Source organism: Bradyrhizobium sp. NBAIM18 (genome assembly GCF_020193825.1).
GTDB lineage: Bacteria > Pseudomonadota > Alphaproteobacteria > Rhizobiales > Xanthobacteraceae > Bradyrhizobium > Bradyrhizobium yuanmingense.
On sequence record NZ_JADYVO010000001.1, the window covers coordinates 122,188 to 140,651 of the forward strand.

17 protein-coding genes are annotated in these 18,464 nt (G+C 64.6%); 9 read left to right on the forward strand and 8 right to left on the reverse strand.

Annotated elements, in window-relative coordinates; all coding sequences use genetic code 11:
• Nucleotides 1-59: 59 nt before the first annotated feature.
• Complete coding sequence (locus I6F17_RS00555; protein WP_057027029.1) at nucleotides 60-854, forward strand: enoyl-CoA hydratase/isomerase family protein; 795 nt, start codon at nucleotides 60-62, stop codon at nucleotides 852-854.
• 12 nt (nucleotides 855-866) lie between these two features.
• Here I6F17_RS00555 and I6F17_RS00560 read toward each other — a convergent pair whose 3' ends face one another.
• Nucleotides 867-2,579 carry an IlvD/Edd family dehydratase gene (locus I6F17_RS00560; RefSeq protein WP_225123679.1) on the reverse strand — a complete coding sequence of 571 codons (1,713 nt, stop codon included), beginning with the start codon at nucleotides 2,577-2,579 and terminating at the stop codon, nucleotides 867-869.
• Between the two features lie 360 nt (nucleotides 2,580-2,939).
• Here I6F17_RS00560 and I6F17_RS00565 point away from each other — a divergent pair, with 360 nt between their 5' ends.
• Nucleotides 2,940-3,911, forward strand: coding sequence for a hypothetical protein (locus I6F17_RS00565; protein ID WP_225123680.1), 972 nt, complete (start codon nucleotides 2,940-2,942; stop codon nucleotides 3,909-3,911).
• 15 nt (nucleotides 3,912-3,926) lie between these two features.
• Here the strand turns inward: I6F17_RS00565 and I6F17_RS00570 are convergent, their stop codons facing one another.
• Nucleotides 3,927-4,859, reverse strand: a complete 933-nt coding sequence (locus tag I6F17_RS00570; RefSeq protein WP_225123681.1) for a LysR family transcriptional regulator — start codon at nucleotides 4,857-4,859, stop codon at nucleotides 3,927-3,929.
• A gap of 105 nt (nucleotides 4,860-4,964) precedes the next feature.
• Here I6F17_RS00570 and I6F17_RS00575 point away from each other — a divergent pair, with 105 nt between their 5' ends.
• The 4 genes from I6F17_RS00575 (at nucleotide 4,965) to I6F17_RS00590 (ending at nucleotide 7,416) form a co-directional block, all read left to right on the forward strand.
• Nucleotides 4,965-5,777 carry an SDR family oxidoreductase gene (locus I6F17_RS00575; protein ID WP_225123682.1) on the forward strand — a complete coding sequence of 271 codons (813 nt, stop codon included), beginning with the start codon at nucleotides 4,965-4,967 and terminating at the stop codon, nucleotides 5,775-5,777.
• A 30-nt stretch (nucleotides 5,778-5,807) separates the two neighbouring features.
• Nucleotides 5,808-6,341, forward strand: coding sequence for a DUF417 family protein (locus I6F17_RS00580; RefSeq protein WP_082641336.1), 534 nt, complete (start codon nucleotides 5,808-5,810; stop codon nucleotides 6,339-6,341).
• A gap of 167 nt (nucleotides 6,342-6,508) precedes the next feature.
• Nucleotides 6,509-6,961, forward strand: coding sequence for a carboxymuconolactone decarboxylase family protein (locus I6F17_RS00585; RefSeq protein WP_225123683.1), 453 nt, complete (start codon nucleotides 6,509-6,511; stop codon nucleotides 6,959-6,961).
• A 44-nt stretch (nucleotides 6,962-7,005) separates the two neighbouring features.
• Nucleotides 7,006-7,416, forward strand: a complete 411-nt coding sequence (locus I6F17_RS00590) for a cupin domain-containing protein (protein ID WP_057027025.1) — start codon at nucleotides 7,006-7,008, stop codon at nucleotides 7,414-7,416.
• A gap of 7 nt (nucleotides 7,417-7,423) precedes the next feature.
• On the opposite strand, the gene I6F17_RS00595 is transcribed toward I6F17_RS00590, so the two are convergent.
• Complete coding sequence (locus I6F17_RS00595) at nucleotides 7,424-8,248, reverse strand: NAD(P)-dependent oxidoreductase (protein ID WP_225123684.1); 825 nt, start codon at nucleotides 8,246-8,248, stop codon at nucleotides 7,424-7,426.
• A gap of 90 nt (nucleotides 8,249-8,338) precedes the next feature.
• Between I6F17_RS00595 and I6F17_RS00600 the strand changes: the two genes are divergently transcribed.
• Nucleotides 8,339-9,316 carry an SMP-30/gluconolactonase/LRE family protein gene (locus tag I6F17_RS00600; protein WP_225123685.1) on the forward strand — a complete coding sequence of 326 codons (978 nt, stop codon included), beginning with the start codon at nucleotides 8,339-8,341 and terminating at the stop codon, nucleotides 9,314-9,316.
• Between the two features lie 323 nt (nucleotides 9,317-9,639).
• On the opposite strand, the gene I6F17_RS00605 is transcribed toward I6F17_RS00600, so the two are convergent.
• A complete protein-coding gene (locus I6F17_RS00605) occupies nucleotides 9,640-11,070 on the reverse strand; it encodes an aldehyde dehydrogenase family protein (RefSeq protein ID WP_036025855.1) in 1,431 nt (476 codons plus the stop codon).
• Nucleotides 11,071-11,354: 284 nt separating this feature from the next.
• Entirely contained in the window at nucleotides 11,355-13,718 is a 2,364-nt protein-coding gene (locus tag I6F17_RS00610) for a transketolase (protein WP_225123686.1), read from the reverse strand.
• A 131-nt stretch (nucleotides 13,719-13,849) separates the two neighbouring features.
• Between I6F17_RS00610 and I6F17_RS00615 the strand changes: the two genes are divergently transcribed.
• Entirely contained in the window at nucleotides 13,850-14,311 is a 462-nt protein-coding gene (locus I6F17_RS00615) for an Lrp/AsnC family transcriptional regulator (protein WP_027571162.1), read from the forward strand.
• A gap of 91 nt (nucleotides 14,312-14,402) precedes the next feature.
• Nucleotides 14,403-15,323 carry a polyphosphate kinase 2 gene (gene ppk2 / locus I6F17_RS00620; protein ID WP_225123687.1) on the forward strand — a complete coding sequence of 307 codons (921 nt, stop codon included), beginning with the start codon at nucleotides 14,403-14,405 and terminating at the stop codon, nucleotides 15,321-15,323.
• 5 nt (nucleotides 15,324-15,328) lie between these two features.
• Here ppk2 and I6F17_RS00625 read toward each other — a convergent pair whose 3' ends face one another.
• The 3 genes from I6F17_RS00625 to I6F17_RS00635 all read right to left on the reverse strand — a co-directional run bounded on the left by I6F17_RS00625 (nucleotide 15,329) and on the right by I6F17_RS00635 (nucleotide 18,433).
• The gene (locus I6F17_RS00625) at nucleotides 15,329-16,408 is read right to left on the reverse strand and encodes a zinc-binding dehydrogenase (protein ID WP_225123688.1); all 1,080 of its coding nucleotides are present in this window, start codon (nucleotides 16,406-16,408) and stop codon (nucleotides 15,329-15,331) included.
• Nucleotides 16,409-16,464: 56 nt separating this feature from the next.
• On the reverse strand, nucleotides 16,465-17,406 hold the full coding sequence (locus I6F17_RS00630; protein WP_057027221.1) for a DMT family transporter: 942 nt from the start codon (nucleotides 17,404-17,406) through the stop codon (nucleotides 16,465-16,467).
• Nucleotides 17,407-17,593: 187 nt separating this feature from the next.
• Entirely contained in the window at nucleotides 17,594-18,433 is an 840-nt protein-coding gene (locus tag I6F17_RS00635) for an aldo/keto reductase (protein ID WP_225123689.1), read from the reverse strand.
• Between the last annotated feature and the right edge of the window lie 31 nt (nucleotides 18,434-18,464).

Consider the following 18,464-nt stretch of genomic DNA (forward strand, 5'->3'; position numbering starts at 1 on the left):
TGTCACCCCTGCCCTTCTGCGATTTAGTTCGAGCCTCGACCTCCCGCCGGAGAATCCAGATGACCGCTCCCGTCTCAAAGCCCGACGATCCCGCCCTGCTCAAGGTCGACGGCCCGATCGCGACCATCACGCTGAACCGCCCTGCCGCATTCAACGCGATCGATCTTGCGATTGCCCAGAAGCTCGAGCAGCTCGCAACCTATATCGAAGGCGCCGACGACATCCGCGTCGTGGTGCTCGAAGGCGAAGGCCGCGCGTTCTGCGCCGGCGGCGATCTGCAGACGATCGGGGCCGCAGCCGAAGCCGGCACGGTGACACCCGTCGTCGGCGAGCTATTGAAGCACTATCACGCCTTCATCGAGATCATCAGGCGCATGCCGAAGATCTCGCTGTCGAGCGTGCACGGCTCGGCCGCCGGCGCCGGCATGGGCCTCGCCTTCGTCACCGATCTCTGCATCGCCGCTGACGATGCCAAGTTCACGCCGGCCTATGCCAAGATCGGGGTGTCGCCGGACGGCGGCTCGACGGTCGGCATCGTCGGCACGGTCGGCTCCCGCCGGGCGCTGCAGATCTTTCTCGCCGAGGATAATTTTACCGCGCAGCAGGCCTATGAATGGGGCTTGGTTGCCAAGACCGTCCCCGCGGCCGAGTTGAAGACCGCGACGCGAAAACTTGCCGAGCGTCTCGCGCAGAACCCGCCGGCTTCAATCGCCGGCACCAAGCAGCTGGTCTATCAAGCGGCGACCACGCCGGTGAAGCAGCAGCTCGATGCCGAGGAGCACAAGATCATCATGGCGATGAACACGGAAGCGTTCCGCACCGCCGTGAAGAAGTTCACGAGCAAGGGGAAGTAGCGAGGCGGTGGCTCAGCCCTTCGCGGGGCCCGTTCTCTGCATGAAGTCGAAATCGCAGCCCTCGTCGGCCTGCAGGATGGTCTCGTTGAACAGCCAGGCGTAGCCGCGCCGCGCCTCTTCCGGCGCGGCTACCGGCTTCAACGCAGCGCGGCGCCGCTCCAGCTCGGCGGCGTCAACCAAGAGCTCGATGCTGCGCTTGGCCACATCGAGGCGGATCATGTCGCCGTTCTCAACCAGCGCCAGCGGCCCGCCGACGGCGGATTCCGGGGTGATGTGCAGCACGATGGTGCCGAACGCGGTGCCGCTCATGCGCGCATCCGAGATGCGCACCATGTCCTTGATGCCGCCGCGCGCGAGCTTCTTCGGGATCGGCAGATAACCGGCTTCCGGCATGCCCGGCGCGCCCTTCGGGCCGGCGTTGCGCAGCACCAGCACGTCGTCGGCGTTGACGTCGAGATCGGGATCGTCGACCCGCAAGGTCATGTCCTCGACGGATTCGAACACGACGGCGCGCCCGGTGTGCTGCAGCAGCTTCGGGCTGGCGGCGGATTGCTTGATGACCGCGCCGCGCGGGGCGAGATTGCCGTGCAGGATGGCGAGGCCGCCCTCCTTCTTGATCGGATTATCACGCGGACGAATCGCATCCTGGCCCGGCACGTCCTCCGCATTCGCCGCGATCTCCCGCAACGTCTGGCCGCTGATGGTCTTGGCATCGAGGTCGACGAGATCACCGAGCTGCGCCAGCAGCTTCGGCACGCCACCAGCGTGGTGGAAGTGCTCCATATAATGCTCGCCGGACGGCTTGAGATCGACCAGCACCGGCACCTCGCGGCCGATCTGGTCGAACGCTGCGAGATCGAGCCGGTGCGGCGAGCGATGCGCCATCGCGGTCAGATGGATCAAGCCGTTGGTCGAGCCGCCGATCGCCTGCAGCACGACTTGCGCGTTCCTAAACGAGGCCGGCGTCAACACGTCGCTCGGCTTCGGCCCCTTGGTCTTGGCCATCTCGGCGGCAACCTTGCCGCTGGCCTCGGCGAGACGGAAGCGCTCGGCATGCGGCGCCGGAATCGTCGCGCTCATCGGCAGCGACAGGCCCATCGCCTCGATCATGCAGGCCATGGTCGAGGCCGTGCCCATCACCATGCAGGTGCCGACCGACGGCGCGAGGCGGCCATTCACCGCCTCGATCTCGGCATCGTCCATGTCGCCGGCGCGATATTTCGCCCAGAGACGGCGGCAATCGGTGCAGGCCCCCAGCACCTCACCCTTGTGATGACCGACCACCATCGGCCCGACGGGGATGACCACCGTCGGCAAATCGGCGCTGATCGCGGCCATCACCTGCGCCGGTAGCGTCTTGTCGCAGCCGCCGATCACGATCACCGCATCCATCGGCTGGGCGCGGATCATCTCCTCGGTGTCCATCGCCATCAGATTGCGCAGGTACATCGAGGTCGGATGCGCAAAGCTCTCCGCGATCGAGATGGTGGGGAACACGAACGGCATCGCGCCCGACAGCATCACGCCGCGCTTGGCGGCTTCGATGATCTGCGGGACGTTGCCGTGGCAGGGATTGTAGTCGCTATAGGTGTTGGTGATGCCGACGATCGGGCGCTCCAGCGCGTCATCGGAATAGCCCATGGCCTTGATGAACGCCTTGCGCAGGAACAGCGAAAAGCCGGCATCGCCATAGCTCGTCAGACCCTTGCGCAAGCCACTCGTCATCAGGGCGCTCCCTTCAGCTTTTGTCGTGGTGGTAAGGCCAACGCCCTGATTGTCAATAACTCGACTTGCAGGCCTGACGCTTGGTTTCTGGCGCTCCTGAGGACCGCACGGCATTGCCGCACGGGACGGCGCCCGACGCGCACGGGATCTCCCGCTTCCAGCCTCTCCGGCGCGGACGTCTCCGGCCCGCCAGCCCACCGCAGCTCCATTGAACGCAACTAAGAATGATTAGCAAATAGTTGCACGCCCGGCCATTCTGTGGAATGTTTGTTGCGAATGACTTGCAATCGCAGGGGCTTCGCGTGAACCAAGCTCCTTGCGTCGATCAGTGTCCTTGGTTCGCGCGGGTTGGTGGATGTCGTGCTGAGAAAGTTGAGCTTGCGGGCCGCAATAACGGCCGCAATTGTCGTCGCCGGTCATCTGGCGAGTTGCGTCTCCGCCTCTGCCGACGACGGTCCACGCGGCCTCGCCTATGCCTGGCCCGGCTCAGCACCGGCCCCCGGCGTCAGCAAGCTGGCGGGAGGTTTGCCGTCGGCTCATTCGGAGATCGACACCGAGCACATCTTCGGTTTCAGCATGGGCTCCGACATCGGCAAGCCCGGCGAAATGGAGATCGAGTTCGAGAATGTCGGCGCATTCGGCAAGCGCTCCGGCACTTACGCAGCCTGGGCCAATCTCAATCAGGTCAAATACACGGTCTCGGACAACTTCCGGATCGCGCCGGGATTCGCGCTGACCGGACATCACATCAATGGCGTTCCGGGACTGGCCGATCATCGCGACCTCGCTTTCGGCGGGGTGGCGCTCGAACTGCGCTACAAGCTGCTCGATCGCGCCGTCGCGCCCTTTGGGCTGACTCTCCATGCGCAGCCCGGCTGGAGCCGGATCGACGACGGCAGCGGCATGCACATCGCGCAATATGGCGCAGAGTTTGCCGCGCTGTTCGATCGCGAGCTGGTCAAGGACAGGCTGTTCGCCGCCTTCAACGTCTGGTACGGGACCGGCGGAACCCGCGAGATCTCGACCAATCTTTGGCGACACGATTCCGAGATGCAGCTCCAGGCCGCGATCTCGTATGCCGTGCATCCCGACCTTCTCTTCGGCCTCGGCGTACGCTACGCGCGGGCCTATGACGGCGGCGGCCTCGACCGCTTTTTGGGAGACGCAGTCTTTGCTGGCCCAACCTTCTCCTACAACATCTCGAAGGAGGTCGGCATCTCCGGCACCTGGCAGATGCAGGTTGCCGGCCAGGCGATCGGCGACGTTCGCAGCCTCAACCTCGATCAGTTCGAGCGGCACCAAGCGCTGTTGCGGCTCAACCTGCATTTCTGATGTGCGGGCCCACAGTTACGTCCGCGGCCTCCGCGGCGCAACGTTTCCGGGCATGTCGGCCAAGCGCGCCCTCAGGCGCGGCCCTGCGAAGTCGAGAAACGCTCGCAGCTTCGCCGGCATGAAGCGGTTGGGCGAGTAGACGAAGCTGACCGGCTGCGGCGGCGGCTGAAAGTCCTGCAGGAGCGCAACGAGCTCTCCAGACCTCAGCGCATCCGACGCCAGATAGGAGAACACGACGGTGATCCCGATGCCTGCGCGCGCGGCATCGATGGCCGATTCCAGATTGCTCGCAATGAAGCGCGACCGCACCGGCACTGCATACTCGGTCTGCCCTCGTTTGAATCTCCACGTGCCCGGCGATTGAAGCGGAGGATAGCTGATGCAGTCGTGGGCGGAGACATCATCGGGAGCCTTCGGCGTTCCCCGCAGCTTCAGATAGGATGGGCTGGCGCAGGCGACGCGGTGAATTTCCCCCACCCGCACGGCGATCAGGCCGCTGTCGGCGAGATCGCCGACACGAAGCGCGACGTCAATGTTCTCGTCCAGAAGGTTGAGCGTCCGGTCCTGCAAGATGAGCTGAACGTCCACTTCCGGAAATGCCGCAAGGAACTCGGCAAGGATCGGCTGCAAGCAGAGCCGACCGAGCGCGACCAGCGTCGTGATGCTGAGATCTCCACGCGGCGTGGTGTATTCGCCGGAGGCAACGCGCTCGGCTTCGGTGAGATCGGCGAGAATTCGCTTGGCCGCGGCGATGTAGGAGCGACCGGCGTCCGTTGGGACGAGCGCGCGGCTCGAGCGATGAAACAGCTTGGTCTGGAGGTGCTCCTCGAGCTCCGAAACCTTCCGGCTCACCGTTGCCAACGGCATTTTCTGACGGCGCGCGGCAGCAGACAGGCTGCCCGCCTCCGCCACCGCCAAGACCACCGACATGCTTTCGAGACGATCCATGGGACACTTCCATATTCTGGAAGGAAAGATCCCGATTTTGCCAGATACCCACCATTTCCGGAAGTGCCTATTCCTCTCCGCACCCAAACCGAAGGAGAGACGAAAATGACCCAGACCAGAACAGGCACTGCCCTCATCACCGGAGCTTCGACCGGAATCGGCGCGATCTACGCCGATCGCCTGGCGAAGCGCGGCCACGACCTCATCCTCGTTGCGCGCAACAGGCAGCGGCTCGCATCGCTCGCGCGCAGGCTCGGCAACGAAACTGGCCGCAAGGTGGAAACGGTGGAAGCCGATCTCACATCCCCTGCCGACCTCCGCCGCGTCGAGCAACTCATCAGAACCAACGGCGACATTTCGGTGCTGGTCAACAACGCCGGCGTCGGCGCCTCGGCCCCGCTGATCGATTCCGACATCGACAAGATGGAGGACATGATCCGTCTCAACGTCGGTGCACTGACGCGCCTGACCTACGCAGCGGTGCCCGGATTCATCGCCCGCGGCCACGGCACGATCATCAACATCGCTTCCATCGTCGCGATCGCGCCGGAGCTGCTCAATGGCGTCTACGGCGGATCGAAAGCTTTCGTGCTCGCATTCACCCAGTCACTCGTTCACGAGCTCGCCGGGAAGGGCATCCGCATTCAGGCCGTGCTGCCGGGCGCCACTGCGACGGAGTTTTGGGACATCGCGGGCACGCCGGTTCACCAGTTGCCGGCAGAGATCGTCATGTCGGCCGGCGACATGGTCGACGCGGCCCTCGCCGGTCTCGACCTCGGCGAAGTCGTGACGATCCCGGCGCTCGCCGACAAGTCGGAGTGGGATCGCCACGAGAGCGCGCGGCTTGCCATGACGAACAAGCTCTCGAGCGCCATTCCCGCCCCTCGCTACAACCTGCACACGCACGTGAGTGCGTGAGCGAACAACCGGCATCAAACGGAGATCACCATGTCACGCATCATCAGCCAATCGTCCACCTTATCGATCGCCCTGCGCCGCACGATCAGTTGGCGCGAACAGTCTGAACGCCTGCTCGCTTACGCCGAACCGATCAGCCGGATCGGTCTCTACGCGTCGCTCGCAATCATCTACGCCTGGTTCGGCGGAATGAAATTCACCGACTACGAAGCGCAGGGGCTGGTGCCCCTGGTCGAGAACAGCCCGCTGCTGCGGTGGTTCTACACGCTGTTCTCGGTGCGCGGCTTCTCGACCTTTCTCGGCTTCGTCGAACTCAGCATCGGGCTCCTGATCGCGCTCCGCCTGTCCAGCCCGATCTACTCCGCGGCCGGCGGCCTGTTGTCGGCCGGGCTGTTCGTCACCACGCTGAGCTTCATGATCTCGACGCCCGGCGTCGTCGTGCCGGAGCTCGGGGTCCCCGCGATCACGGTCGCTCCGGGTCAGTTCCTGCTGAAGGACGTCGGCCTGCTCGCCGCTTCCTTCTGGGTGTTCACGGACTCGCTGAAGGCCGTCATCCGCAGGTGAGAGCTCACACCACAGCGCAACAGACACGCATTTGAAAACAGGAGCCCCGCCATGAAAATACGATTCATCCTCGGCGGGGCTCGCGCTGCTCGCGGTGTTCGCCATCGATAGCAGCGAGAAGGATCCGACCACCGCCATCCAGCAGAATCACCGCCAAGGAGAGAAACATGAGTAAGCGTCTCGACTACAACCAGATCGCGCCGGCAGGCATCAAGGCGCTCGGGGGTGTCTACGGCTACGTCCTGCAGAGCCGGCTTTCCGCCACGCTGATCGAGCTGGTTTATCTGCGGATCTCGCAGATCAACAATTGCGCCTACTGCCTGGACATGCACACCCGCGACCTGCTCAACAAGGGAGAAAAGGTCGAGAAGGTCGCACTGCTGCAGGCATGGCGCGAGGCCGGCAATCTCTTCGGCGAACGCGAAAAGGCTGCCCTGGCCTGGGCGGAGACGGTGACGCGGGTTGCCGAGACCGGCGTGCCCGACGAGGCATACCAGGCCGCACGCGCCGTGTTCGAAGAGCGTGAGCTCGTGGACCTCACGATCGCGATCAGCCTGATGAACGCCTACAACCGCATGGCCATCAGCTTTCGCGCAACACCGGCGGCTGCCGCCGGTTGATGCGCTCACCGACAACATCCTGCACAATCCGAAAGGACATTCACATGACGAAACGTGGAATCGTGGTTGCGGCGGCGCTGATCGCCGCAATTAGCCTGGCTTCACTCTCGGCACGATCCGAAGAGCCACGACTGGGCGACATCAAGCGCACACATCTCATGAAGGAAGCGCTGAGTGCGCCCGGGCGCGAGGTCATCCAGGTTCGCGTCGACTTTCCTCCGGGCGTCGTTGCCGTCAGGCACAGCCACCCGGGCGAAGAACTCGTCTATCTGATCGAAGGCGAGCTGGAATATCGGCTCGACGGGAGGCCGCCCGTCATCCTGAAAGCCGGGGACGTGCTGCTCATTCCTCACGGAGTGCATCACGCCGTGAAGAATGTCGGCAGCGGCAACGCCGCGGAGCTTGCGACCTACATTGTCGAGACCGGCAAGCCGCTGTTGACGCTCGGCCGGTGAACGATCTCTACCGCTTATTCCAGTCGATCACACGATCCGGATCAGCGTCGAACTCCATGCTGCAGAACGTGCCGCCCTGGAAGTAATCGCCGACCGGATCCGGCTTCAGCTTGGCCTGCTCGGCCATGGCGTGCTCACGGAAATCTTCGGCGCGGCCGGTGGGGCGATAGCCGAATTCGTAGGCGCGGTGGTTGTCCCACCAGGCGCGCTCGTTGAAGGAGGCACCGTAGAAGATCTCGAAATGGATGTCGGGATGCTCGAGCCCGATGCGGCAGAGCTGCACGAGATCGTCCGGCTTGAGCCAGATCGAGAGCCGGCGCTTGTCGAGCGGCATGTCGCCGAAATTGCCGATGCGCAGGCAAGTCACCTTCAGCCCATGCTTGTCGGCGTAGAGCGCGCCGACGGCCTCGCCGAACACCTTGCTGATGCCATAGCGGCCGTCGGGGCGCGGGGTGACGTCGGTGCCGATCTTGTGATGGCGCGGGTAGAAGCCGACGGCGTGGTTCGACGAGGCGAACACCACGCGCTTGACGCCCTTGCGGTACGCCGCCTCGAACAGGTTGTAGCCGCCGATGATGTTGGCCTGGAGGATCTGATCCCAGGTGCCTTCGACCGAATAACCGCCGAAATGCAGGATGCCGTCGACGCCCTCGCAGATCGCCTCGCATTGCGCGAGGTCGGCGAGGTCCGCGGCCTTGAATTTTTCATCGGGGCCGAGATCAGCCGGCGGCTTGATATCGGACAGTAGGAGATCCGGGTAGATCGGCGGCAACAGCTTCCGCAGGCTCGTCCCGATCCCGCCCGAAGCTCCCGTCATCAGAATACGCGGCATGTCGTCCCTCGCCGTTGGTGACCGAATTTGCGATCACGTGTCTCTAATGATAGCAGGATTGTCCAGAGGGAACGAAACGAGAGAACCGGCATGAATGAGGCATCGTCCCACACGGAGGAACGGCCTGGTTGGCGGCCGGCGACCTATTATCCCGATCCCGCGATCAAAGCGCTCGATCCCCGCTTCGAAAAATACTGGCTGAAACTGTCGGCGGTGGAGCGGCTGGCGACCGGCCTGCGCTGGGCCGAGGGGCCGGTGTGGTTCGGCGACGGACGTTATCTGCTGTGCAGCGACATCCCGAACCAGCGCATCCTCAAGTGGGAGGAAGAGACCGGTGCGGTCAGCGTGTTCCGCAAGCCCTCGAATTTTGCCAACGGCAACACGCGAGACCGGCAGGGCCGGCTGATCACCTGCGAGCACGGCGGCCGGCGCGTGGTGCGCACCGAGTATGACGGCAGCATCACCGTGCTGATCGATCAATTCAACGGCAAGCGCTTGAACTCGCCGAACGATGTCGTTGTTAAATCGGACGGCTCGATCTGGTTCACCGACCCGACCTTCGGCCTGCTCGGCAATTACGAGGGCTACAAGGCCGAGCCCGAGATCGAGCCCAACGTCTATCGGCTCGATCCCGCGACCGGCAAGGCGACCATCGTCGCCGAAGGCGTGCTTGGACCGAACGGGCTGTGCTTCTCGCCGGACGAGAAGATTCTCTATGTCGTGGAATCGCGTGGGGTGCCGAACCGCAAGATCCTCGCCTATGACGTCTCGCCCGAGGGCAACACGATCGCAAACAAGCGCGTCCATATCGATGCCGGGCCGGGCACGCCCGACGGCATGCGCTGCGACATCGACGGCAATCTCTGGTGCGGCTGGGGCATGGGCGATCCCGAGCTCGATGGCGTCGTGGTGTTCGCGCCCGACGGCGTCATGATCGGCCGCATCGCCCTGCCGGAGCGCTGCGCCAACGTCTGCTTCGGCGGCGTCAAGCGCAACCGCCTGTTCATGGCCGCGAGCCAGTCGATCTACGCGCTGTATGTGAACACGCAGGGCGCGGTGGGGGGATAGACGCGCCGCGAGCACGGTCTCGTAGGGTGGGCAAAGCGAAGCGTGCCCACCATCTCTCGTTCGTCGCGCGATGGTGGGCACGTCGCGCAAAGAGCGCGCCTTTGCCCACCCTCCGAGATCTTTCCTCGGAATGCGAAACTCTCTGGCGTCATTCCGGGGCGCGCCTCTTCGGCGCGAACCACCGGAATCCATTGTGCGACGGAGTTTGTGGAGGAATGGATTCCGGGCTCGTCGCTTCGCGACGCCTCGCAATGACAGGACAGCGATAAAAAACGCCGGAGGGGTTGCCCGCTCCGGCGCTTCGTTTGTTCAGACGGAAGAACTTACGCCGCGTTGAAGCCGGCGACGGCCTTCACTTCGAGGAAGTCCTCGAGGCCGAACTTGCCCCATTCGCGGCCGTTGCCGGACTGCTTGTAGCCGCCGAACGGCGCAGTGCGGTCGTTGGGCACGCCCTGCAGGTTGACGTTGCCGGCGCGGATCTGGCGGCCGACGCGCTTGGCGTCCTCGACCGTCGCACCCGTGACGTAGCCGGCGAGGCCATACGGCGTATCATTGGCGATCTTGACCGCGTCGGCTTCGTCCTTGGCGCCGATGATGGTCAGCACCGGCCCGAAGATCTCCTCGCGCGCGATCGTCATGTCAGGGGTGACGTCGGCGAAGATGGTCGGACGGACATAGAAGCCCTTGTTGACGCCTTCGGGCAGGCCCGGGCCGCCGGCGACGAGCGTTGCGCCCTCGTCGATGCCCTTCTTGATCAGGCCCTGGATCTTGTCCCACTGGCCGCGGTTGACGACCGGGCCGATGGTGGTGCCTTCGGCGCGGGGATCGCCGGCCTTGGTCTTGTCGGCGACGGCCTTCGCGATCGCGGCGACTTCCTTCATCTTGGACAGCGGCACGATCATGCGCGATGGCGCGTTGCAGGACTGGCCGGAATTGTTGAACATGTGCATCACGCCGCCGGTCACCGCCTTCGTGAGGTCGGCGCCTTCGAGGATGACGTTCGGCGACTTGCCGCCGAGCTCCTGGCTGACGCGCTTCACGGTGGGCGCTGCGCGCTTCGCGACGTCGATGCCGGCGCGGGTCGAGCCGGTGAAGGAGATCATGTCGATGTCGGGGTGCTCGCTCATGGCGGCGCCGACCTCGGGGCCGAGGCCGTTGACGAGGTTGAACACGCCCTTGGGCACGCCGGCTTCATGGAGGATTTCCGCGAAGATCAGCGCCGAGGTCGGCGTGAACTCGCTGGGCTTCAGGATCATGGTGCAGCCGGCGGCGAGCGCGGGCGCGACTTTGCAGGCGATCTGGTTCAGCGGCCAGTTCCAGGGCGTGATCATGCCGACCACGCCGATCGGCTCGCGCAGCACCATGGCGGTGCCGACCGGCTCCTCGAAATGATAGTTCTTGAGCACGTCGAGCGTGGTCATGAGATGGCCGAGGCCGGCGCCGGCCTGCAGCTTCTCCGCCATCGGCAGCGGTGCGCCCATCTCGTCGGAGACGGCGGCGCCGATCTCCTTGAGGCGGCCCTTGTAGACCTCGATGACCTTGCTGAGCAGCGCGACGCGCTCTTCGCGGCTGGTCTGGGAGAAGGTCGCGAAGGCGCGCTTGGCGGCGGCAACCGCCTTGTCGACGTCGGCCTTGGAGCCGAGCGCAACCTCGTACATCGCCTCTTCCGTCGCCGGATTGATCACGGCGGTGGACTTCTTGACGGCGGGGTCGACCCAGGCGCCGTCGATGTAGAATTGCATGCGATTGACCATCGTTAACCTCTTCTTGGGGGCTTGGAGGGGGCGTTTCGGCAGGCATCCTTGCACGAAAGCGCCGGCAATTGAACCCGCCATATGCGGGCCAGCGTTGCGGCGAGCGGAGGTTATATGAGCCGATGGCGGGAACGTGGCAAGGTGGCCCCGCATTCATTCCGGGGCGCGGCAAGCCGCGAGCCCGGAATCCATTTCACCACCTGCCCTGGCGCCCGATGGATTCTCGGGTGCGCAAAATTGCGCACCATAGCTCGCGCTCCGCGCGCCCCGGAATGACGACGTAGCTACACCGCCATCTTCCGATGCAGCACCGGCGCGCCGGTGGTGAGGCTTTCGGCCGCATCGATGATGGCGTTGGCGTCGATGCCATAGTGCCGATAAAGGTCCGCGATGCTGCCGGTCTGGCCGAACTGCTCGACGCCGAGCGCCTCGACGCGATGGCCACGGACGCTGCCGAGCCAGCCGAGCGCAGACGGATGGCCGTCAATCACGGTCACGATGCCGCAGTCGCGCGGCAGCGGCGCGAGCAGCTTTTCGATGTGGCCGAGATGCTGCACGCCGCGGCGGTCGCGCCGCAATTTCCGCGCGGCGGTCCACCCCGAATGCAGACGGTCGGCCGAAGTGATCGCGAGCAGGCCGACGTCACGGCGGCTCTCGCCGATGAAGCCGGTCGCCTCGATCGCTTCGGGCGCGACCGCGCCGGTATAGGCGATCACGACCTCGGCATTCGGCCCCGGCTTGCGCAGCCAATAGGCGCCGTCGGTGATGCCCTGTCGCAGCTCCGGTGTCATGATCCGCTGCGCCTGCTCGATGGCGCGTGTGGAGAGGCGCAAATAGACCGAACCGCCCTCGCCCGGCTCGCGCTGCATGTGCTCGAAGCCGAAAGCCATGATCACGGCGAGCTCGTCGACGAAGGCCGGCTCGAACGAGGCGAGGCCGTCCTGCGCCATGCCGATCAAGGGCGTTGCGATCGACTGATGCGCGCCGCCTTCGGGCGCGAGCGTGATGCCGGACGGCGTCGCCGCCACCATGAAGCGCGCGTCCTGGTAGCAGGCGTAGTTCAGCGCATCGAGGCCGCGCTCGATGAAGGGATCGTAGAGCGTGCCGACCGGCAAGAGCCGCTCGCCGTTGATCTGGTGCGACAGGCCGAGCGCCGAGAGCATGATGAACAGGTTCATCTCGGCGATGCCGAGCTCCAGATGCTGGCCCTTTGGCGAAGCGTCCCAATTGTAGGTCGAGGGAATTTTCTCGCTGCGGAACAAGTCCGCCTTCTCGGCCCGCGCGAACAGGCCGCGGCGGTTGACCCAGGGGCCGAGATTGGTGGAGACGGTGACGTCCGGCGAGGTCGTGACGATGCGCCTGGCGAGCTCGCTGTCGCTGCGCGCGATCTCGTTCAGCACGAGGCCAAAGCCCTGCTGGGTCGACATCTGCGGCGACGGCTTGAAGGCGAGCTGTTGCGGCACCTCGACGACGGGCGCCGTGAGCCGGCGGCCATCCTCGTTGAACGGCACCCGCGCGAGGAAGGCCTCGAGTTCGGCCGCATCCTGCGACAGCCCTTCGAACTTGTCCCATTCGTGTCCGGGCCGGATGTTCTGGCTGTCGCGATATTTCTCCATCTGCGCAACCGTCATCAGGCCGGCGTGGTTGTCCTTGTGGCCCTGGAACGGCAGGCCGACGCCCTTGATCGTGTAGGCGATGAAGCAGACGGGGCGGTCGTGGTCGATGGAATCGAACGCCTCCAGCACGCTCGCCATGTCGTGGCCGCCAAGATTCGACATCAGCGCCAGCAGCTCCTCGTCGCTGCGCTTGTCGATCAGCTTTGTAATCGGGCCCTGGTCGCCGATCTCATCATGGAGGTGCTTGCGGAAGGCCGCGCCGCCCTGGAAGCACAGCGCCGCATAAAGCGCGTTCGGGCAATTGTCGATCCACGTCTTCAGCGCCTCGCCGCCGGGCTCGGCGAAGGCCTCGCGCATCAGGCGGCCGTATTTCACGATGACGACGTCCCAGCCGAAATTGCGGAACATGGTCTCGAACTTTTCCCAGAGACCTTCGCGTACGACGGCATCGAGCGACTGCCTGTTGTAGTCGACCACCCACCAGGTGTTGCGCAGGCCGTGCTTCCAGCCCTCTGCGAGCGCCTCGAAGATGTTGCCCTCGTCCATCTCGGCATCGCCGACGAGGGCGATCATCCGCCCCTCGCGGCGGTCCTTCATCCAGCCATGCGCCTTGACGTAGTCCTGCACAAGCGATGAGAACAGCGTCTGCGCGACGCCGAGGCCGACCGAGCCGGTGGAGAAGTCGACGTCGTCGACGTCCTTGGTGCGCGAGGGATAGGACTGCGCGCCCTTGAAGCCGCGAAAATTCTCCAGCTTCTCGCGGCTCTGCCGGCCGAACAAATACTGGATGGCGTGGAACACCGGGCTCGCATGCGGCTTCACCGCGACGCGGTCCTCAGGGCGCAGCACGTGGAAGTACAGCGCCGACATGATGGTGGCGAGCGAGGCGGACGAGGCTTGGTGGCCGCCGACCTTGAGGCCATCCGCATTGGAGCGGATGTGGTTGGCGTGGTGGATGGTCCAGGACGACAGCCACAGCGCCTTGCGGCTGAGGGCGGTCAGGATGTCGAGACGGGCGGGGTCAACGGGCATGGCGATGCTCCGGGAAATATGCACCGATCATACGCCTGCGCGGTGCGTCAAACTTCTCAATTTTTCGCGCCATACCCGCCGATATTGGGATACTTTACCAACGTACCGGACAAAATGCAGGTTTCATCCCAATGCCCGAGCTCGACGCCATCGACCGCAAGATCCTCAGCCACCTTCAGAACGACAGCCGCCTAACCATGCAGGAGCTCGCCGACAAGGTCGGGCTCTCGGTCTCGCCCTGCCATCGCCGCGTCAAGCTCCTGGAGGAGCGCGGCGTCATCTCGCGCTATGTCGCGACCGTCGACCAGAAGGCGCTGGGACTGCATGTCAGCGTGTTCATCTCGATCAAGCTGGCACGGCAGAAGGAGGAGGATCTCAACCGCTTTGCCCGCGCCATCTCGAAATGGGACGAGGTGCTGGAATGCTATCTGATGACCGGGAACCGCGATTATCTGCTCCGCGTCGTCGCCGCCGACCTCGCCTCCTACGAGACGTTCCTGAAGACCAAGCTGACCCGGCTCGACGGTATTGCCTCGATCGAATCGAGCTTTGCGCTGAGCCAAGTGAAATATTCGATCGCGCTGCCGGTGTGACCAAGCGTCCGCCGGATTGCATGTTGTCACATGGGCGCAACAAACCCCGCCGATGGTCGTTGTGCTGGTATCCGAGCCGAGAGAAGAGCCCATGACCGCAGCCGAACGCAAATCCGAGATCTCCAAGCGCGAGCGCATCATCCAGGAAATGGCCGACGATCTCGACGAGGAACTTGAGATGGAGCTGGATGATGCCCGTCTTGACGAGCTCCTCGACGAGACCGGAACGCTGAAACCGACGGTCGATCGCAGGCTCTATTTCCGGGAACTGCTTCGCCTCCAGGGCGAGTTGATCAAGCTCCAGGACTGGGTGCAGAGCGAGAGGAAGAAGGTCGTGGTGCTGTTCGAGGGCCGCGACGCCGCCGGCAAGGGCGGCGTGATCAAGCGCATCACGCAACGGCTCAATCCGCGTATCTGCCGCGTCGCGGCGCTCCCCGCGCCGAACGAGCGCGAGCGCACGCAATGGTATTTCCAGCGCTACGTCGCGCACCTGCCGGCCGGCGGCGAGATCGTGCTGTTCGACCGAAGCTGGTACAACCGCGCCGGCGTCGAGCGCGTGATGGGCTTCTGCTCGGAGGCGGAGTACCAGGAGTTCTTCAAGACCGTGCCGGAATTCGAGCGCATGCTGATCCGATCCGGCATCATCCTGGTCAAGTACTGGTTTTCGATTACCGACGACGAGCAGCAATTCCGCTTCACCATGCGCATCAAGGATCCCCTGAAGCAGTGGAAGCTGAGCCCGATGGACGTCGAGTCGCGCAGTCGCTGGGAGGCGTACACCAAGGCCAAGGAGACGATGCTGGAGCACACGCATCTGCCGGATAGCCCGTGGTGGATCGTCGATGCCGTGGACAAGAAGCGCGCCCGGCTCAACTGCATCGCACACCTATTGACTCAGATCCCGTACCAGGAGGTCGTGCGGGCTCCGGTGACGCTGCCGCCGCGCGTGCGACATCCCGACTATCAGCGAGGCCCGGTCCCGCCGGAGATGTACGTGCCAGCCAAATATTGACACTCCTAACGCCACGGCTGCACGATGATCTTGGTGTGGGCTTCGGGGTTGGCGAGATCGGCGAAGGCCTTGGCGACGCCGTCGAGGCCGACTTCGGCGGTGACCATCGCGGCCGCGTCCACCTGCCCTTCGGCGATCAGGCGCAGCGACGCAGCAAACTCCTCCGGGGTGTAGCCGAGCACGTATTGGACGTTGAGCTCCTTCATGATTCCGAGCATGGGCTCGCTTCTGTCGCTCTCCATGCAGACGCCGACCACGACGATGCGCGCATCGCGCGGGGCACCCTCGAATACCTGCTGCAACAGGCCGGGCACGCCGACGCATTCGAAGATGATCGCGGGCTTCAGCGCGGGCAGCATGGCCTGGAACGGCGGCCGCGCCGCCTTCTCGGCCTCCGACATCTGCGCGTGCTCGGCCCAGGTCGCGTAAGGCTGCGACGTGCGGGGATCGACGACGATGTCGGCACCGAGTTTTGCGGCGAGCGCACGCCGCGCCGGCGAATAGTCGGCCGCGACGATTGGATGCAGCCGTTTGAGCTTCAGCGCGGCGATCACCGCGAGTCCGACCGGGCCGCAGCCGATCACGAGCGGCACCTCGCCGCCACGGATATTGGCTTTGGCGACGGCATGAACGCCGACGGCGAGCGGCTCGGTGAGCGCGGCATGCTCCGGCGCGAGGCCATTGGGCACTTCGAGCAGCAGCGCTTCGCTCAGCAGCATCGCCTCGGCATAGCCGCCGATATTGTCGTTGGAATAGCCGATTCCTTCGATGCCCTGCGGCGTCACCAGCGCGGGAAGCGAGCAGACCTGGGTTCCCGGCTTCAGCTTGCGCGATGTGCCGGGGCCGTAGTCGACGATCTCGCAGCAGAACTCGTGGCCGAACACGACGTCGCGGCTGAGGTCCATCGGCTTGCGCCCGGTCTTCCGCGCCATCTCCACCATGCGGTGGGCGTGCTGGCGCGCGTGCAGGTCGGAGCCGCAGATGCCGCAGGCGAGCGTCTTGACCAGAACCTGACCTGGGCCCGGCGTCGGCTCGGCCATCCGGCCAACGACAATCTCACCGTTCCTGAAGATCGCAGCGCGCATCCGGCTCCTCCCCTTTGGAGCGAGTGATAGCACGAAGCAGGACGCGCAAACTTGCGTCAGGGGTTCGGGGACCGCTCTTCCAGCACCAGCAGCTGGGCGCGGCGCACCCGCTCGCGATGGGCGATATAAAGACCGCTGGCGACGATGAAGGCGGCGCCGACGACCGTCCAGATATCCGGGACCTCGCCGAAGATGAAGAAGCCCAGAATGCTGACCCAGAGCAACTGCGTATAGGAGAACGGCGCCAGCACTGAGGCATCGCCGTAGCGATAGGCCAGCACGATGATCCATTGGCCCACGGTCGAGGCAACGCCGATCACGATGCCCAGCCCGATCGCGGTCCAGCTCGGCGTGACCCACACGAACGGCACCATGACGCTGAGGATCGCAACGCCGGTCAGCGCGGAATAGGCCATGGTGGTGAGCACCGCTTCGCGACCGCTCATCATCCGCGTCAGGATCAGCGCGGCGGCCCAGCAGAACGCCGAGATGATCGGGAAGAATGCGGCGGCGTGGAACGCGCTCGTGCCCGGCCTCAGGATGATCAGAACGCCCGTCAAGCCGATCGCGGTCGCGATCCAGCGGCGCATGCCGACCTTCTCGCTCAGGAAGATGATCGACAGCGCGGTGACGAATAGGGGCGAGACGAAGCCGGTGGCGGAGGCTTCGGCGATGGGCAGAAATGCAAGGCCGGTGATGAAGAACAGCGACGAGCCGAGCAGTGCGGCGCCGCGCATCAATTGCAGACCGAGCCGCTCGGTGCGCATCGCATGCAGTGGCGAGCCCGGCAGCATCACGGGCGTGAATAGCAGCGCGAACGTGACGAAGCGGATCCAGGTGATCTCGATCGAAGGCAGGCTGGTCGACAGATATTTCGCGGTGACGTCGGAACATCCGAGGAAGATCGTCGAGAGCAACACCAGCGCAATGCCCTTGAAGGGATGATCGACGCGCGCAGGCGCGCGGCGAGCCTGCTGCTTCTTCTCCGGAACGGGCATGGGAATACTGTCGAGCCTTGCGGCTGCGGCGGGCGGCGGTGTCACGGCTGGAACCCGGGCAAAATGCGAATCGAGAACAGCCGTAAAAAACGACATCTGCTCCGCATTCACAACTTCCGAAAACAGGATGCCGATATGCGCGAGCCGCCGCGCGCGTCAACGCTCCGTTAATATTGCCCGTTGTGCACTACAGCATGGGCAGGCCGCGCGGCTTCGGCCCGCGCGGAAACACCGCGTCGAGCGCCGCAATCTCGTCCTTCGCCAGCACGAGGTCGCCTGCTGCCGCATTCTCGCCGGCATGTTCCGCAGACGAGGCCTTCGGAATGGCGAACACCGTAGTCGCACGGGTGAGGAAGCTCAGCGCGACCTGACGCGGCGCCGCACGATGCGCTTCCGCGATGCGCGCCAGCACGGCACCGCCCTTGCTGCTGCTTGCGGGGAAATCGTCGTGGCCGAACGGCGAGTAGGCCACGACGGCAACATGGTGCCGCTCGCACCACGGGATCACCGCATGCTCGATCGCGCGTTCTTTCAGGTGATAGAGCACCTGGTTGCAGGCGATCCGGCCCTCGCCTGAGATTTCGAGAATCTCGTCGAGATCGTCGGCATCGAAATTGGAGACGCCCCAGGACTTGATCTTGCCTGATTGCACCAGCTCCTCGAACGCAGCGACGGTGTCCTCCAGCGGATAGGAGCCGCGCCAGTGCAACAGATAACAATCGAGCCGGTCGGTCTTCAGCCGCTTCAGCGAGCGCTCGCAGGCGGTGATGGTGCCGCGGCGCGAGGCGTTGGTGGGCAGCACTTTCGAGACGAGGAACACTTCATCGCGCCGACCTGCGATCGCATCCGCAATGACGAGCTCGGCATCGCCATACATCTCGGCGGTGTCGATGTGGGTCATGCCGAGATCGAGCCCGCGCTGCAGCGCCGCGATCGCGCGCTTGCGGTCGCCGTGGTCGAGATACCAGGTGCCCTGCCCGATGACGGAGACGTTGGCGCCGGTCTTGCCGAAGGGATTTGTTTTCATGTTCGCTCCGATCTCCGCTGTTCCCTCTCCC

Excerpts from the sequence above, each read along its gene's own strand:
- I6F17_RS00555 (WP_057027029.1), top strand. The coding sequence starts at position 60 with ATGACCGCTCCCGTCTCAAAGCCCGACGATCCCGCCCTGCTCAAGGTC.
- I6F17_RS00560 (WP_225123679.1), bottom strand. The coding sequence starts at position 2,579 with ATGACGAGTGGCTTGCGCAAGGGTCTGACGAGCTATGGCGATGCCGGC.
- I6F17_RS00570 (WP_225123681.1), bottom strand. The coding sequence starts at position 4,859 with ATGGATCGTCTCGAAAGCATGTCGGTGGTCTTGGCGGTGGCGGAGGCG.
- I6F17_RS00575 (WP_225123682.1), top strand. The coding sequence starts at position 4,965 with ATGACCCAGACCAGAACAGGCACTGCCCTCATCACCGGAGCTTCGACC.
- I6F17_RS00580 (WP_082641336.1), top strand. The coding sequence starts at position 5,808 with ATGTCACGCATCATCAGCCAATCGTCCACCTTATCGATCGCCCTGCGC.
- I6F17_RS00585 (WP_225123683.1), top strand. The coding sequence starts at position 6,509 with ATGAGTAAGCGTCTCGACTACAACCAGATCGCGCCGGCAGGCATCAAG.
- I6F17_RS00590 (WP_057027025.1), top strand. The coding sequence starts at position 7,006 with ATGACGAAACGTGGAATCGTGGTTGCGGCGGCGCTGATCGCCGCAATT.
- I6F17_RS00595 (WP_225123684.1), bottom strand. The coding sequence starts at position 8,248 with ATGCCGCGTATTCTGATGACGGGAGCTTCGGGCGGGATCGGGACGAGC.
- I6F17_RS00600 (WP_225123685.1), top strand. The coding sequence starts at position 8,339 with ATGAATGAGGCATCGTCCCACACGGAGGAACGGCCTGGTTGGCGGCCG.
- I6F17_RS00605 (WP_036025855.1), bottom strand. The coding sequence starts at position 11,070 with ATGGTCAATCGCATGCAATTCTACATCGACGGCGCCTGGGTCGACCCC.
- I6F17_RS00610 (WP_225123686.1), bottom strand. The coding sequence starts at position 13,718 with ATGCCCGTTGACCCCGCCCGTCTCGACATCCTGACCGCCCTCAGCCGC.
- I6F17_RS00615 (WP_027571162.1), top strand. The coding sequence starts at position 13,850 with ATGCCCGAGCTCGACGCCATCGACCGCAAGATCCTCAGCCACCTTCAG.
- ppk2 (WP_225123687.1), top strand. The coding sequence starts at position 14,403 with ATGACCGCAGCCGAACGCAAATCCGAGATCTCCAAGCGCGAGCGCATC.
- I6F17_RS00625 (WP_225123688.1), bottom strand. The coding sequence starts at position 16,408 with ATGCGCGCTGCGATCTTCAGGAACGGTGAGATTGTCGTTGGCCGGATG.
- I6F17_RS00630 (WP_057027221.1), bottom strand. The coding sequence starts at position 17,406 with ATGCCCGTTCCGGAGAAGAAGCAGCAGGCTCGCCGCGCGCCTGCGCGC.
- I6F17_RS00635 (WP_225123689.1), bottom strand. The coding sequence starts at position 18,433 with ATGAAAACAAATCCCTTCGGCAAGACCGGCGCCAACGTCTCCGTCATC.